Raw genomic sequence first — 13,936 nt, forward strand, 5'->3', positions numbered from 1 at the left:
CTAACCATTTGGTGTAGCCGTAGCATTACAGAAACCAGCTGGGAAAAGGCTGGTATCTTTACCGCTACAACTCGATGACCAACTAATCGTATTGTTTGCAAATTTTGGTGTTAACGTATAACTATAACCTTCAAGCGAGCCTTTGCCTGTTACGGTAATGATGCCTTTAGTTACGGTAATCGAATTAAGATATTTGGTTTCATTACCACTCGTTTTATTGGCTTGAATACCATTTGTACCACCGGAGCAATTATCCAGCCCATTACTGTTATAAATACACAGCTCAACATCTGATTTATAGGAAGCCGAAGCCCGCAACAGCTCCGATAACGCTGCTTTTTGCGTATAAGAGTTGTAGGACGGAATGGCAATAGTTGCAAGAATGGCAATGATCGCAATCACGATCATCAACTCAATTAAGGTAAACGCCTTGTGTAATTGACGAGTGTAAAGCGGTCTAAAATGTACAATTTTTTGCATATAAATTCCTTATGAATAAAACGCCAAAATAGCTTGGCGATGAAAGTGTGCAAATTTTTTACCATTTTTGCGATAAACAAATTTCAATTTTTCGATGCAGATCGAAAAAATAAAATTTCCATCTGTTTATCTATACAGTTTTTTGCTAGAATTCCATAAATTTGAGGATTGAGGATAAAAAATGGCAAAAGCACCAAAAACCGCCTATGTTTGTAATGATTGCGGTGCAGAATATTCCCGTTGGATGGGGCAATGCAAAGAATGTAAGGCTTGGAATACGATTAGCGAAGTACGATTAATTTCGAGCAAAGAAGCTGCAAAATCTGACCGCTTCAGTGGCTATGCAGGCGAAACCTCAGGCAAAGTACAGGCACTTTCCGATATTAGCCTACAAGAAGTACCTCGTTTTAGTAGTGGCTTTAATGAGCTGGATCGAGTGCTAGGTGGTGGTGTTGTGCCGGGTTCAGCTATTCTGATTGGCGGACACCCCGGTGCTGGGAAAAGTACATTATTGTTACAAGTAATGTGCGGATTGGCTCAACATATCCCAACTCTCTATGTAACAGGGGAAGAATCATTACAACAAGTTGCAATGCGTGCTAATCGTTTGGGTTTACCTACGCAAAATCTAAAAATGCTCTCTGAAACTTCTGTAGAGCATATTTGCAATATTGCCGACCAAGAAAAGCCGAAAATTATGGTGATCGACTCTATACAAGTAATGCACTTGTCAGATATTCAATCTTCTCCCGGCAGTGTTTCACAGGTTCGAGAATGTGCCTCGTTTTTAACTCGTTATGCCAAAACCCGCCAAGTGGCAATTATTATGGTTGGACACGTTACCAAAGATGGTACTCTTGCCGGTCCAAAAGTATTAGAACACGCGATTGATGCCTCATTATTACTGGAAGGTGAATCTGACTCTCGTTTTAGAACCTTACGTAGCCAAAAAAACCGCTTTGGTGCGGTCAATGAATTAGGCGTATTTGCAATGACAGAGCTGGGCTTGAAAGAAGTTAAAAACCCTTCTGCCATTTTCTTGAGCCGTAGCGAAGAGCAAACACCGGGTAGCTCGGTAATGGTGCTTTGGGAAGGGACACGTCCATTGCTGGTGGAAATTCAAGCGTTGGTGGATCACTCGATGCTGGCTAACCCTCGCCGTGTAGCAGTTGGTTTAGATCATAACCGTTTATCGCTATTACTTGCCGTTTTACATCGACACGGCGGATTACAAATGTCGGATCAAGATGTTTTTGTGAACGTGGTTGGTGGCGTGAAAGTAACAGAAACTAGTGCCGATCTCGCCTTGATCTTAGCGTTAATTTCAAGTTTCCGAAATCGCCCTTTGCCGCAAGATTTAGTGGTGTTTGGTGAAGTAGGATTAGCTGGTGAAATCCGCCCTGTTACCAGCGGACAAGAACGTATCAGCGAAGCCGCTAAACACGGCTTTAGGCGAGCGATTATTCCACACGGAAACGCTCCCAAAAAAGCGATTAAAGATATGGAGGTATTTACCGTGAAAAAACTCAGCGATGCGTTAGATATTCTTGGCAATCTATAAAATAACAATACCGCTTAAAGCTGAGCTATAAGCGGTCTTTTTTCACTAAAATTTTACGCCTGTGCGACTTCGGATTTATTACCTTTAAAAATATAATACAAATTAATGCAAACCACCAAAGCATTCAAACCTGTTACCGGAATTGAGCCAATCAGCAAACCATAAACCACAAAACAGGCACAACCTAATGAATTGACTAAACGAAGTTTAATTACATCTTTTAATAAAAACGAACTAGCAACTAATACCATTGCGACATAGCCTAAAATTTCAACATAGTTCATTGAAGTCTCCTAAAATTAAAATAAACACCTATATTCTAAAATGTCTGCGATTATTTGTATCTAAGGCTAAAAATAGCAAAGGTTTGCGTTCATATTTTTCTTTTTGATTGCTTATTTATTCACCATTAACGACGTTTAAGCAGCATAAAACGACAACGATAAGGGTTATTTTCATCAATTTCTGACCATTTTTCTTCCACAAATTGCCAATTTTCTTCATCAAATTCGAAGAAGGTATCGCCCTCAATTTCTGCCTGAATTTCGGTTAAATAAAGCGTATCTGCCGTTGGTAAGGCTTGTTTAAATAACTCTCCGCCACCGATAATCATAATTTCATCGCTATTTGCAAAACTTTTGGCTAATTCGACCGCTTGTTCTAGCGATTCGGCGGAATAAGCTCCCTCCACAGTGAAACCTGAACGAGAAAGAATAATGTTCGGGCGTTTTGGTAGTAGTCTGCCGATGGATTCATAGGTTTTTCGCCCCATAATCACTGGTTTTCCTACTGTATTTTGACGAAACCACGCCAAATCTACAGGTAAATGCCACGGCATTTGGTTATCTTTGCCAATCACTTTATTCTGAGTTCGAGCGACTATAACGCTAATTTTCATTTTCTGTTCCTTTTTATGCATTTTGGTTTGATTTTATATCAAATTAAACGTGATTTTACACCCTAAAAATGATAATTTTGACAGCATTATTTTTTAATAAAGTGAAAGCATTATGTCAAAAACCATTGTAATTAAATTTGGAACCAGCACCCTCACCCACGGCACCAAAAGTTTAAGCCGACCTTATATGTTGGAATTGGTCAAACAGATTGCCGAATTACACAAACATCACCGTGTGATTGTTGTAACCTCAGGGGCTGCGGCTGCCGGTCGTGATTATTTGGGCCACCCTGAATTACCGAAAACCTTAGCCTCAAAGCAAATGTTAGCCGCTGTTGGGCAAAGCCAGCTTATTCGTGTGTGGGAAAATTTATTTGATATTTATAATATTCACATCGGGCAAATGCTACTGACTCGAGCAGATTTAGACGATCGTGAGCGTTTTTTAAATGCTCGTGATACACTTGATGCTCTACTCGCTCAAAAAATTATCCCTGTCATCAATGAAAACGATGCGGTCGCTACCGAAGAATTTAAAGTGGGCGACAACGACAACCTTTCTGCCCTTGTTGCGATTCTAGCACAAGCGGATCAGCTCTATTTATTAACCGACCAAGAAGGTTTATTCAGTGCCGATCCTCGTTCAAACCCTGATGCAAAATTGCTCTCGGTAGTTGAAAAAATCACGCCTGAAATCCGCCAAATTGCAGGCGGCAGTTCAACCGGCTTAGGCACGGGTGGAATGAGTACCAAGATTACCGCAGCCGATATTGCCACTCGTTCGGGGGTGGAAACCATTATCGCCTCCGGCTCTCGCCCAAATGTATTGGTGGATTTAGCCAATGGTGAAAACATCGGTAGCAAATTTTTAGTACAATCTGACCGCTTGGAAGGCAGAAAACGTTGGCTATTTGCCGCCCCACAAGTAGGGGAAATTGTGGTGGATCTGGGAGCAGAACAAGCATTGCTCGCACATAAATCACTGCTGCCTGTGGGCGTTTCTGAAATCAAAGGCGAATTTACTCGAGGTGAGGTGATCAAAATCTTCAACCAAGACGGGAAAGCAATTGCTCTCGGCATCGCTCGCTATAGCAGTGAGGCACTACTCCGCATTAAAGGCAAAAAATCGAAAGAGATCGAATCGCTACTGGGCTATGAATTTGGCTCGGTTGCCGTCCACAGTGATGAAATGGTGGTGTATTAATGGAACTTGGAATTGATATTTTAGCTATTTTATTTGGTGTTGCTATACTTGCCGGCTTTATTGATGCAATTGCCGGCGGCGGTGGTTTACTCACTATTCCGACATTGATGGCTGCAGGGCTACCGCCGGCAATGGCTTTAGGTACAAATAAATTACAAGCCTGTGGAGGATCATTTTCTGCCTCATTTTATTTTATCCGCAAAAAAGCCGTTAATTTAAAGCAAATTTGGCTACTGATTTTATGTACATTTATTGGCTCGGCAGCGGGTACTATTTTTGTTCAAAGTATTGATGTCGAATTTCTGAAAACGTTACTCCCATTTTTAATTTTGATTATTGGCATCTATTTTTTAGTCAGCCCAAGTGTAGGCGATGAAGATCGCAAACAACGAATTAGCTTTACTACATTTGCGTTTACTGCTTCCGTTGCACTTGGTTTCTATGATGGTATGTTTGGTCCTGCAACAGGATCTTTTATTACATTGGCTTTTATTTTGTTGCTAGGCTTTAATCTTCCTAAAGCAGTTGCTCACGCAAAAGTGATTAACTTTACTTCTAATTTTGCTTCACTTATTTTCTTTACAATTGGTGGTGCTGTTATCTGGAAAGTCGGTTTAATAATGATGGTCGGGCAATTTATTGGCGGTACACTCGGTGCTAAAATGGTAATGACAAAAGGCAAAAAATTAATTCGCCCAATGTTGGTAACAATGTCATTTATTATGGTTGCCAAAATGCTCTATGAACAAGGAATTTTTAATTAACAATGAATAAAGCAAAACGTGTTGAAATTTTAACTCGCTTACGAAACGAAAATCCGCACCCGACAACGGAGCTGAACTACAGCAATCCATTTGAATTATTGATTGCGGTTATCCTTTCTGCACAAGCAACGGATAAAGGAGTAAACAAAGCAACCGATAAATTATTTCCTGTTGCCAATACGCCACAAGCAATTTTAGATTTAGGTGTAGATGGTTTAAAAGAGTATATTAAAACGATCGGATTATTTAACAGCAAAGCGGAAAATATCATCAAAACCTGTCGAGATCTCATTGAAAAACACAACGGAGAAGTCCCCGAAGATCAAAAAGCGTTAGAGGCTCTTGCCGGTGTGGGCAGAAAAACCGCCAATGTGGTAATGAACACGGCATTCGGGCATCCGACTATTGCGGTGGACACCCATATTTTCCGTGTGTCTAACCGCACTAACTTCGCCCCCGGCAAAAATGTGGTGCAGGTGGAAGAAAAATTGCTGAAAGTCGTGCCGGATGAATTTAAGGTGGATGTGCATCACTGGCTGATTCTGCACGGTCGCTACACCTGCATTGCCCGTAAACCTCGCTGCGGTTCCTGTATTATTGAAGATTTATGCGAATTTAAAGAAAAAACCGATATGTAAGCGGTCATATTTTAAGAGAATTTTGCAAATGGATATCTATTTAGTTGGCGGTGCGGTGCGAGATCAGCTTCTCGGCTTACCTGTGAAAGACCGAGATTTTTTAGTGGTGGGAGCAACTTCAGAGCAATTATTAGCACAAGGCTTTCAACAAGTGGGCGCTGATTTTCCTGTTTTCCTCCACCCTGAAACTAAAGAAGAGTATGCTTTAGCCCGCCAAGAACGCAAGCAAGGCAAAGGCTACAGTGGTTTCATCTGTGATTTCTCACCCACTGTAACTCTTGAACAAGACTTAATCCGCCGAGATTTAACCATTAATGCCATTGCACAAGATGAAACAGGCAATATATTCGACCCTTATTGTGGCGTTCAAGACTTAAAGAACAGAATTTTACGCCATATCTCCCCTGCTTTTAGTGAAGATCCTCTGCGTGTATTACGTGTTGCCCGCTTTGCTGCTCGTTTTCACACTTTTGGCTTTACCATCGCTGATGAAACCTTAGCTCTAATGAGAGAACTCTCCAGTAGCGGTGAGCTAGAAAATCTTACCGCTGAGCGGATATGGCTTGAGACAGAGAAAGCCTTTACAGAAGCAAGTCCCCAAGTTTATTTCAACGTTCTACGCCAAGTTGGGGCGTTAAAAGTGCTTTTCCCAGAAGTCGATAAACTTTTTGGCGTATCGCAACCTCCTCAACATCATCCAGAAATCGATTCTGGCATACATACGTTAATGGCATTAGAACAGGCTAAGCAACTTGCAAAAAATGCGGAAAATCCGACCGCTTTACTCTTCTCTGCCCTATGCCACGACTTAGGAAAAGGGCTAACCTCTTCCGATATTCTCCCGCATCATTACGGACACGAGGTAAAAGGCATTCAACCCACTCGAAATTTAGCCAATCGACTCAAAATTCCAACAGAGGTTAAAGATTTTGCTCTTTTAGTAACCGAATACCATACCCATTGCCACAAAATGGCAGAACTCCGCCCTGAAACCGTTATTAAACTCTTTAATGCTTTAGATGTTTGGCGAAAACCAAAACGATTTTTTGATTTTCTGCTCGCTTGTGAGGCTGACGCAAAAGGGCGATTAGGCTTTGAAAACCGAGATTATCCCCAAGCCGAACTGGCAAAAAGTTATTATCACGCGGCAATGGAAGTAGATGTTCAACAAGTTATTCAAGAGGGCTTTGAAAAACAAGCTATTCGAGAAGAGTTAAATAAGCGTAGGATTTATGCTGTGAAAAAAGTAAAATATAAAAAATGATCTTATTTTCTTAGGTCCTAATAGATATTAGCCAGATATGATTTACATTGCATAGGAAAACTTTGATTCTTTTTAGGCATCAATATTGCTGCTTCTTTCCAGAGTTAGGGGCGAATTAATTTATCCCCACTTCCTATTATTGATTTTAGTGCAATATAAAAGGCTTCTTCTATCTTATCTTCTGTAAAATAGACACTAGAAAAGACTTCCCAAATTTTCCCAAGACCGAATGTTTTAGGATTCATTCTATAATTCACTGTAAAATTCTCGGTACCAACTGATTTCAAATTTAGTTCTTTTTTTAAAGTATTAAATACCACTCTATCATTACCAAATCCTTGAATATTCCAAGTCGTAGCTAAGTTTTGAGCTACTTTACGGCGAAAAGCATAACAATTGATATCGACAAAAGGCTCAAATGCTAATTTAATCGGAAAACTTAATTCTTCAAATTCAAAATGAGCAAACTCAGGATGTTCACATCCATAAAAACCGATGCTATCTACAGTATCTTTACAGAGAAAAGAACCATCCATTCTTACCATATTTCTGAAGCTATAAACCCAGTCTGATGAAGAGCTTTGAAAAGCATCTGCTAAAGTTTCAATATGATTAGATTCATAAAAATTATCATCATCAAGAAAACAGATTATATCTTCTTCAACAATAAAAGGAGCAATAGCATTTATTCGGCTATTATACCAACCACCTTTACCCGTATTAATAGGTAAATAGATCGGGATTACATCAGGATATTTTGCGATAATTTTTTCAGATGCTTGCCAATAATCTTTGCCATCAATAAATATATAATGTTTTACAGGATAAGTTTGATTTCTCACACTTACTATAGCTTCTTCTAATTCAGAACGTCCAATTGTGCTAGTAATCACAGCAAAAGTTAAATGCTGTGTGCTGTGCTGTGATGTATTCATTATTTAACCTTCTATTTATCGTCAAAGACAATTTAAAAATAAAATCCCTCTTTAAAATATAAAGAGGGAATGAATTATTTACTCGTACTCTTCTAACCAAATCGTTAAAATTGCTTCAAGAATATGTTCGTTTGATGCTTCCGGATCATCATCAAAATCTTCCATTTCGCAGATCCATTTGTGCATATCGGTAAAACGTACCGTAGTTGGATCTAAATCCGGATTCATATCATACAGATTTTCTGCGATCATTCGGGTATCTGTCCATTTCATTAGTGTGCTGCCTCATTTGCGTGATTTAAGTTATATTTTGGAATTTCAACAACTAAGTCTTCTTCGCCCACAATGCATTGACAACTTAAGCGGCTATCCATTTCCAATCCCCAAGCTTTGTCTAACATATCTTCTTCTTGGTCTGTCGTGTCGTTTAACGAGTCAAAACCCTCACGAATCACAACGTGGCAAGTGGTACAAGCACAAGAACAGTCGCAAGCGTGATGAATTTCAACACCGGCATCGTGTGCAACTTCTAATAAATTATCCCCAGCTTTAGCTTCAACAACCATACCTTCTGGGCAGAACTCTTCGTGTGGAAGAAATACAATTTTTGGCATCTTAATTTTCCTTTAATTAATCCCATTCAATATTATCTATATGCTCACCAATGAAGTTTAAAATTTCGTCTTCATTTTCAACCAAATAGACGATAATATTTTTCAATTCTCTCGCTTTTTCTTTGCTTTTCTCCGAAAGCGGATAAGTTACATAATAACATTCGGCTTCCGGATCTTCCTCTAATAACTCTAATAGGCTTGGTCGATAAATACTAAGATAAGCTCTTAAAAATGCCGCCCAATTATAGCCGTTCATATAAGCGACTTCATATTCAGCATTAATCCGCTCGCCCAATTCAAAAATACGGTTATCTTCTAAATCAAATTCCACCGCAACGATTCTAAACTGCTCTGAGAGTTCGGTTTTTACATAATTAGACATAAAAGCTCCTTATGCAAGATCGTCCATTTTTTTCCCTGCCAACGCTTTTTGAATAGATAGATTCATACGACGTGCAGCAAATTCTTGCGTGGCTAAATCTAAATCTTTAATTCCTTGTTGAATTGCTAGGCGATCTGTACCTGATTTTAACTCAATTAAACGAGCTAATTCTGCTTCAATCGCTTTAAATTCTTCGATGCTTAATACTTCTGAACCGTCTTCTTTCAATGCCACTACGACACTATCAATCACACGGGCTGCTTCTACCCTTTGTTCAACAAGCTGACGGGCTTCCATATCTTCTTTCGCATTTGTCATAGAAGATTTAATCATCTGAGTAACTTCTTCATCAGTTAAGCCGTAAGATGGTTTAATTTGAATAGATGCTTGAACCTTCGTCGATTTTTCCATTGCCGTTACATTCAATAAACCGTCTGCATCCACTTGATAAGTTACGCGAACTTGTGCCACACCGGCTGCCATTGGCGGAATTCCACGTAATGAAATCTTACCTAATGAACGGCAATCTTCTACCAACTCACGCTCCCCTTGTAGCACGTGGATAGTCATTGCAGTTTGACCATCTTTCGCTGTAGTAAACTCTTGGGCTCTTGCGACAGGAATAGTGGTGTTGCGTGGAATAATTTTCTCCACCAAGCCGCCCATTGTTTCAATGCCAAGCGATAACGGTACAACATCTAGCAATAGCATATCAGCATCTGGTTTATTGCCAACTAAAATATCCGCTTGCACTGCTGCACCGATTGCCACTACTTTGTCCGGGTCGATAGAAGTTAAAGGTGGTTTACCAAAAAATTCGCCCACGCTTTCACGCACAAAAGGCACTCGGGTTGAACCGCCAACCATCACTACTTGCAATACTTCATCAGCTTCTACACCAGCATCTTTCAATGCTCGGCGACAAGTCATTAATGAGCGTTTTACAAGCGGTTGAATTAGCTCATTAAATTGCAAACGGCTGACTGTGCCTGTCCAATTTGCAAATTTCACCTCAAATTCGACCGCTTGTGAAAGAGCAACTTTTGCTTGAGTCGCTAAGGTTAATAATTCACGCTGTTCGCTTGCAGTTTGGGGTTTATAATTAGCTTGTTCGGAAATCCAATCAGCTAATAAATGGTCGAAATCATCACCACCGAGTGCGGTATCACCTGCAGTTGCCAGTACTTCAAATACGCCTTTGCGTAAACGTAAAATAGATAAATCGAAAGTACCGCCACCTAAATCATAAACGGCAATCACGCCTTCTTGCCCGCTATCTAATCCATAAGCAATTGCCGCCGCCGTTGGTTCATTTAATAAACGTAATACATTCAAACCTGCAAGGCGAGCCGCATCTTTAGTGCTTTGGCGTTGAGCATCATCAAAATAAGCAGGAACAGTAATGACTACGCCCGATAATTCTCCGCCTAAACGTTTTTCTGCGAATTGTGCTAAGTGGCTTAAAATATCTGCTGAAACTTCAATCGGGCTTTTATTCCCTTGTGCAGTTTGAATGAGCGGCAAGCCATTTTCGCTCGCATTAAATTGATAAGGTAAATTAGTATAACGTTGCTCAACATCAGCAAGCGAACGCCCAATTAAACGCTTAGCGGAAATAACCGTATTTTGTGGATCAAGTGCTGCTTTTGCAAAAGCCTCAACACCGACTGTTTTTTCAGTTTCGCTGTAATGCACGACCGATGGCACTAATGCTCTTTCTTGTTCATCTAACAGCACTTGCACTTGTCCACTACGAACTGTCGCAACTAATGAATTTGTTGTGCCTAAATCAATTCCTACTGCTAATCTATGTTGATGTGGTGCAGCGGTTTGACCCGGTTCAGAAATTTGTAATAATGCCATTATATTTTTATCTCTCTAAATTCTATTACTCTTTCCCCTTGTGGGAGAGAGTTAAAACTAAGCCACCGAATAACCCATATTTTCAGGGGCAAAGATGCTTTGGTAGTGGCGTTCAATCGGCACCGCAATTTTGCTGTTTAAATCTAAAATTTGATGACCTTGCAATTTTTCCACATCGGCTTGCCAATTTTCCCAGCGAAATGCCTTGTAAAAAGCATTTAAATCGCCCGCTAACGCCCAGCCTAAAAATTCAGAATAGCCGAAATTTAAATTTTCCCATTTATGCGTTTTCGGGTGATGGTAATACACTTTGCCGATATCATCCCCAATTCCACCTGCATTAATGGCAAAATAACCACCAATCGCATCATCCGCAATCAGCAAATGGCTTGGTTGCTCGCCAGATTGTTTAAAAGTTTTACCGAAGTTCCAATCAAATAAACCTCGCGGTAATTTTTCATTGCCCGAGCCTAAAATGCGTAACCAACCGTGATCAATTAAAACACCACCTGTTTCATAAAGCATTGCTCCAAGTGGGGAACGAGTGGAAAGCTGCATTCCGACTAGTGCTGAGCCGGCATCTTCAGGATAACTGACCAAAATCTGGTAATGGTTTTTAGCTTGGGCAAACCAGTCTCTTAAAATTAGCCAAGCGGATTGTTTATCTAATAATTCTTCTAAACTTTTCATTTGCAAAATCCTAATAAAATTAGACCGCTTATATTTACATTTCAAACAACTTTTCTTCTACTTTCTCAATTTGAATAATTAATTTTTTGAAATAGCGTAATTTATCGGTTAGGGCATTGGCTTTTTGCCATTGTTCTGCATTTAATGCCGTTTCAAGCTGTTGAAGTACTGTTTTTTGTTCTATTTTAATCTGTTTTAAAAAAGCGGTTAGTTCAGTTTCATCTTTACGATGTTCAATGGTTTCGAGTTTTTCGTGCCATTCAAGCTGTTGCATTAAGAAATCCACATCTCGCATACTTTTTTCTTCGAGATTTTTAGCTTCACCTGTATGGATTTCAATAATAGATTCTGCTCGTAAAATCGGATCTTTAAGAACATTTAGTGCATCATTCACATCTGCCGATTTTTGTACTGCTTCAAGTTGTTCTGCACTAGAACGGCTGGCAAAATTATCCGGATGAAGCTGTTTTTGTAAAGCAAGATAACGCTCCGAAAGCTGGGCGTTATCAAGTTGGAATTGAACAGGCAGATCAAAAAGTGTAAATGGGTTACTCATTTGTTCTCCTTACACACTAAAGCTTTCGCCACAACCACATTCATTTTTTACATTTGGGTTGGTATATTTAAAGCCTTCATTTAAGCCTTCTTTTACAAAGTCTAATTGCGTGCCGTTAAGGTAAGTGAGGCTTTTTTCGTCCACAATCACTTTTACCCCGTGTTGCTCAAATACGTTATCGTCTTCATTTAATACATCAACAAATTCCAGTACATAGGCTAAGCCCGAACAACCCGACGTTTTTACGCCAAGCCTTAAGCCTATACCTTTGCCTCTGTTTTCTAAGAATGTACGAACTCGGTTTGCGGCGGCTTCTGTTAAGGTAATACTCATAGGTGTCCTTATGTGAATGGATTAAATCAAGATAGAAATAGCAAATGCAAGCGGTAAAATTTTGCAAATTTTTTGCAAAAATCGACCACTTGCATTTATTGTATCATATTACTTCGCTTGTTTTTCTTTATAGTCTGCGATCGCTGCTTTAATCGCATCTTCTGCAAGAATTGAGCAGTGAACTTTTACCGGTGGTAATTCCAGCTCTTCTGCGATGTCGCTGTTTTTAATTGCACCTGCTTCATCTAAAGATTTACCTTTTACCCACTCGGTAATTAACGAACTTGATGCGATTGCAGAACCGCAACCGTACGCTTTAAAACGTGCATCTTCAATGATACCTTGCTCGTTTACTTTAATTTGTAAACGTAAAATATCACCACACGCAGGTGCACCTACCATACCTGTACCTACATCTGATGCTTCTTTATCAAATGTACCCACGTTACGTGGATTTTCGTAATGATCGATTACTTTCTCGCTATATGCCATTTTTGTATTCCTTCCAATTTAATTTATTAATTAATGATGGTTCCATTCGATTTTGCTTAGATCCACACCGTCTTTAAACATTTCCCAAAGTGGAGAAAGTTCACGTAATTTCACAATCGCTTTTTTCACGATTTCGATAGTGTGATCGATCTCTTCTTCCGTTGTCCAACGACCTAATGTGAAACGAATTGAGCTGTGAGCTAACTCATCATCACGACCGATGGCACGCAACACATAAGAAGGCTCTAAACTTGCAGAAGTACAAGCTGAACCTGATGATACTGCGATATCACGTAATGACATCATTAATGACTCACCTTCAACAAAGTTAAAGCTGATGTTTAAGTTTGAACCTACGCGTTTACCTTCTTCCATTGAGCCGTTTACATACACTTCTTCGATATCTTTGAAGCCGTTGTATAAGCGATCACGCAATACGGTTAAACGAGCCATTTCGCTTGCCATTTCCTCTTTCGCAATACGGTATGCTTCGCCCATACCTACGATTTGGTGAACAGGTAATGTGCCTGAACGCATACCACGCTCGTGCCCACCACCGTGAATGATCGCTTCTAAGCGAACACGTGGTTTACGGCAAACATATAAACCGCCGATACCTTTTGGTCCGTATAATTTGTGGCTTGAGAAAGACATTAAATCAACATTTAAGTCTTGTACATTCACTTCAATTTTACCAACAGACTGTGTTGCATCTACGTGGAAAATGATTTTTTTCGCACGGCAGATTGCACCGATCTCTTTAATTGGTTGGATTACGCCCATTTCGTTATTTACGTGCATTACTGACACTAAAATGGTATCTGGACGAATTGCAGCTTCAAATTTTGCTAAATCTAATAAACCGTCTTCTTCAGGATCTAAGTAAGTTACTTCAAAACCTTCACGCTCTAACTGACGGCAAGTATCTAATACCGCTTTGTGTTCAGTTTTAACTGTGATGATGTGTTTACCTTTTGTTTGATAGAAGTGTGCAGCACCTTTAATTGCAAGGTTGTCGGACTCAGTTGCACCAGACGTGAAAACGATTTCACGGCTGTCTGCACCGATTAAATCAGCAATTTGGTTACGAGCTACATCAACCGCTTCTTCCGCTTCCCAACCGAATTTGTGAGAGCGAGAAGCCGGGTTACCAAAGATACCGTCTTTGGTCATATATTCCATCATTTTTTTCGCAACACGTTCGTCCATTGGCGTGGTTGCTGCATAGTCCAAATAAATTGGTAATTTCATTGTTACTCCTA

Annotated in this window: 18 protein-coding genes; 5 read left to right on the forward strand and 13 right to left on the reverse strand. The window is 39.9% G+C overall.

All coding sequences use genetic code 11. From position 1 onward, the window contains the following. Window positions 1–480, reverse strand: coding sequence for a prepilin peptidase-dependent pilin (gene ppdD / locus V6W77_RS06150; RefSeq protein WP_334254108.1), 480 nt, complete (start codon window positions 478–480; stop codon window positions 1–3). Between the two features lie 181 nt (window positions 481–661). On the opposite strand from ppdD, the gene radA reads away from it, so the two are divergent. Next, entirely contained in the window at window positions 662–2,041 is a 1,380-nt protein-coding gene (radA, locus tag V6W77_RS06155; RefSeq protein ID WP_188156478.1) for a DNA repair protein RadA, read from the forward strand. Window positions 2,042–2,094: 53 nt separating this feature from the next. Here the strand turns inward: radA and V6W77_RS06160 are convergent, their stop codons facing one another. Continuing rightward, window positions 2,095–2,325, reverse strand: coding sequence for a YgjV family protein (locus V6W77_RS06160; protein ID WP_025236204.1), 231 nt, complete (start codon window positions 2,323–2,325; stop codon window positions 2,095–2,097). Window positions 2,326–2,450: 125 nt separating this feature from the next. After that, entirely contained in the window at window positions 2,451–2,939 is a 489-nt protein-coding gene (folA, locus tag V6W77_RS06165) for a type 3 dihydrofolate reductase (RefSeq protein WP_334254109.1), read from the reverse strand. A gap of 112 nt (window positions 2,940–3,051) precedes the next feature. Between folA and proB the strand changes: the two genes are divergently transcribed. From proB to V6W77_RS06185, 4 genes are read left to right on the forward strand one after another with little or no spacing between them, the layout of a single operon-like run. After that, window positions 3,052–4,143 (forward strand): glutamate 5-kinase, encoded by a 1,092-nt coding sequence (gene proB, locus V6W77_RS06170; protein WP_334254110.1) that lies wholly within the window; start codon window positions 3,052–3,054, stop codon window positions 4,141–4,143. Beyond that, window positions 4,143–4,907: a TSUP family transporter gene (locus tag V6W77_RS06175; RefSeq protein ID WP_334254111.1), complete on the forward strand. Its 765-nt coding sequence runs from the start codon at window positions 4,143–4,145 to the stop codon at window positions 4,905–4,907. Before proB ends, V6W77_RS06175 begins: the two co-directional genes overlap by 1 nt. Window positions 4,908–4,909: 2 nt before the next feature. Beyond that, window positions 4,910–5,545: an endonuclease III gene (nth, locus tag V6W77_RS06180; RefSeq protein ID WP_334254112.1), complete on the forward strand. Its 636-nt coding sequence runs from the start codon at window positions 4,910–4,912 to the stop codon at window positions 5,543–5,545. 28 nt (window positions 5,546–5,573) lie between these two features. Beyond that, window positions 5,574–6,809 (forward strand): multifunctional CCA addition/repair protein, encoded by a 1,236-nt coding sequence (locus tag V6W77_RS06185; protein WP_334254113.1) that lies wholly within the window; start codon window positions 5,574–5,576, stop codon window positions 6,807–6,809. A 104-nt stretch (window positions 6,810–6,913) separates the two neighbouring features. Here the strand turns inward: V6W77_RS06185 and V6W77_RS06190 are convergent, their stop codons facing one another. From V6W77_RS06190 to V6W77_RS06235, 10 genes are all read right to left on the reverse strand, one after another. Continuing rightward, window positions 6,914–7,744 carry a glycosyltransferase family 2 protein gene (locus V6W77_RS06190; RefSeq protein ID WP_334254114.1) on the reverse strand — a complete coding sequence of 277 codons (831 nt, stop codon included), beginning with the start codon at window positions 7,742–7,744 and terminating at the stop codon, window positions 6,914–6,916. Window positions 7,745–7,822: 78 nt separating this feature from the next. After that, on the reverse strand, window positions 7,823–8,017 hold the full coding sequence (gene iscX, locus V6W77_RS06195; RefSeq protein WP_006248391.1) for a Fe-S cluster assembly protein IscX: 195 nt from the start codon (window positions 8,015–8,017) through the stop codon (window positions 7,823–7,825). Further along, window positions 8,017–8,358, reverse strand: coding sequence for an ISC system 2Fe-2S type ferredoxin (gene fdx, locus V6W77_RS06200; protein WP_025217569.1), 342 nt, complete (start codon window positions 8,356–8,358; stop codon window positions 8,017–8,019). The genes iscX and fdx overlap by 1 nt, the downstream gene beginning before the upstream one ends. Window positions 8,359–8,374: 16 nt before the next feature. Further along, window positions 8,375–8,740 carry an Imm51 family immunity protein gene (locus tag V6W77_RS06205; RefSeq protein ID WP_025236214.1) on the reverse strand — a complete coding sequence of 122 codons (366 nt, stop codon included), beginning with the start codon at window positions 8,738–8,740 and terminating at the stop codon, window positions 8,375–8,377. Between the two features lie 9 nt (window positions 8,741–8,749). Then, entirely contained in the window at window positions 8,750–10,603 is a 1,854-nt protein-coding gene (hscA, locus tag V6W77_RS06210; protein ID WP_334254115.1) for a Fe-S protein assembly chaperone HscA, read from the reverse strand. Between the two features lie 57 nt (window positions 10,604–10,660). Then, complete coding sequence (locus V6W77_RS06215; RefSeq protein ID WP_334233924.1) at window positions 10,661–11,293, reverse strand: DUF2625 family protein; 633 nt, start codon at window positions 11,291–11,293, stop codon at window positions 10,661–10,663. A gap of 34 nt (window positions 11,294–11,327) precedes the next feature. Beyond that, on the reverse strand, window positions 11,328–11,849 hold the full coding sequence (hscB, locus tag V6W77_RS06220; protein WP_334229062.1) for a Fe-S protein assembly co-chaperone HscB: 522 nt from the start codon (window positions 11,847–11,849) through the stop codon (window positions 11,328–11,330). A gap of 9 nt (window positions 11,850–11,858) precedes the next feature. Beyond that, window positions 11,859–12,182, reverse strand: a complete 324-nt coding sequence (gene iscA, locus V6W77_RS06225; protein WP_025236218.1) for an iron-sulfur cluster assembly protein IscA — start codon at window positions 12,180–12,182, stop codon at window positions 11,859–11,861. 108 nt (window positions 12,183–12,290) lie between these two features. Beyond that, complete coding sequence (iscU, locus tag V6W77_RS06230; RefSeq protein ID WP_188156489.1) at window positions 12,291–12,674, reverse strand: Fe-S cluster assembly scaffold IscU; 384 nt, start codon at window positions 12,672–12,674, stop codon at window positions 12,291–12,293. Between the two features lie 30 nt (window positions 12,675–12,704). Then, window positions 12,705–13,925 (reverse strand): IscS subfamily cysteine desulfurase, encoded by a 1,221-nt coding sequence (locus V6W77_RS06235; RefSeq protein ID WP_334238956.1) that lies wholly within the window; start codon window positions 13,923–13,925, stop codon window positions 12,705–12,707. Between the last annotated feature and the right edge of the window lie 11 nt (window positions 13,926–13,936).

The sequence above is a fragment of the Mannheimia indoligenes genome (assembly GCF_036880405.1).
GTDB classification, from domain to species: Bacteria; Pseudomonadota; Gammaproteobacteria; order Enterobacterales; family Pasteurellaceae; genus Mannheimia; species Mannheimia indoligenes.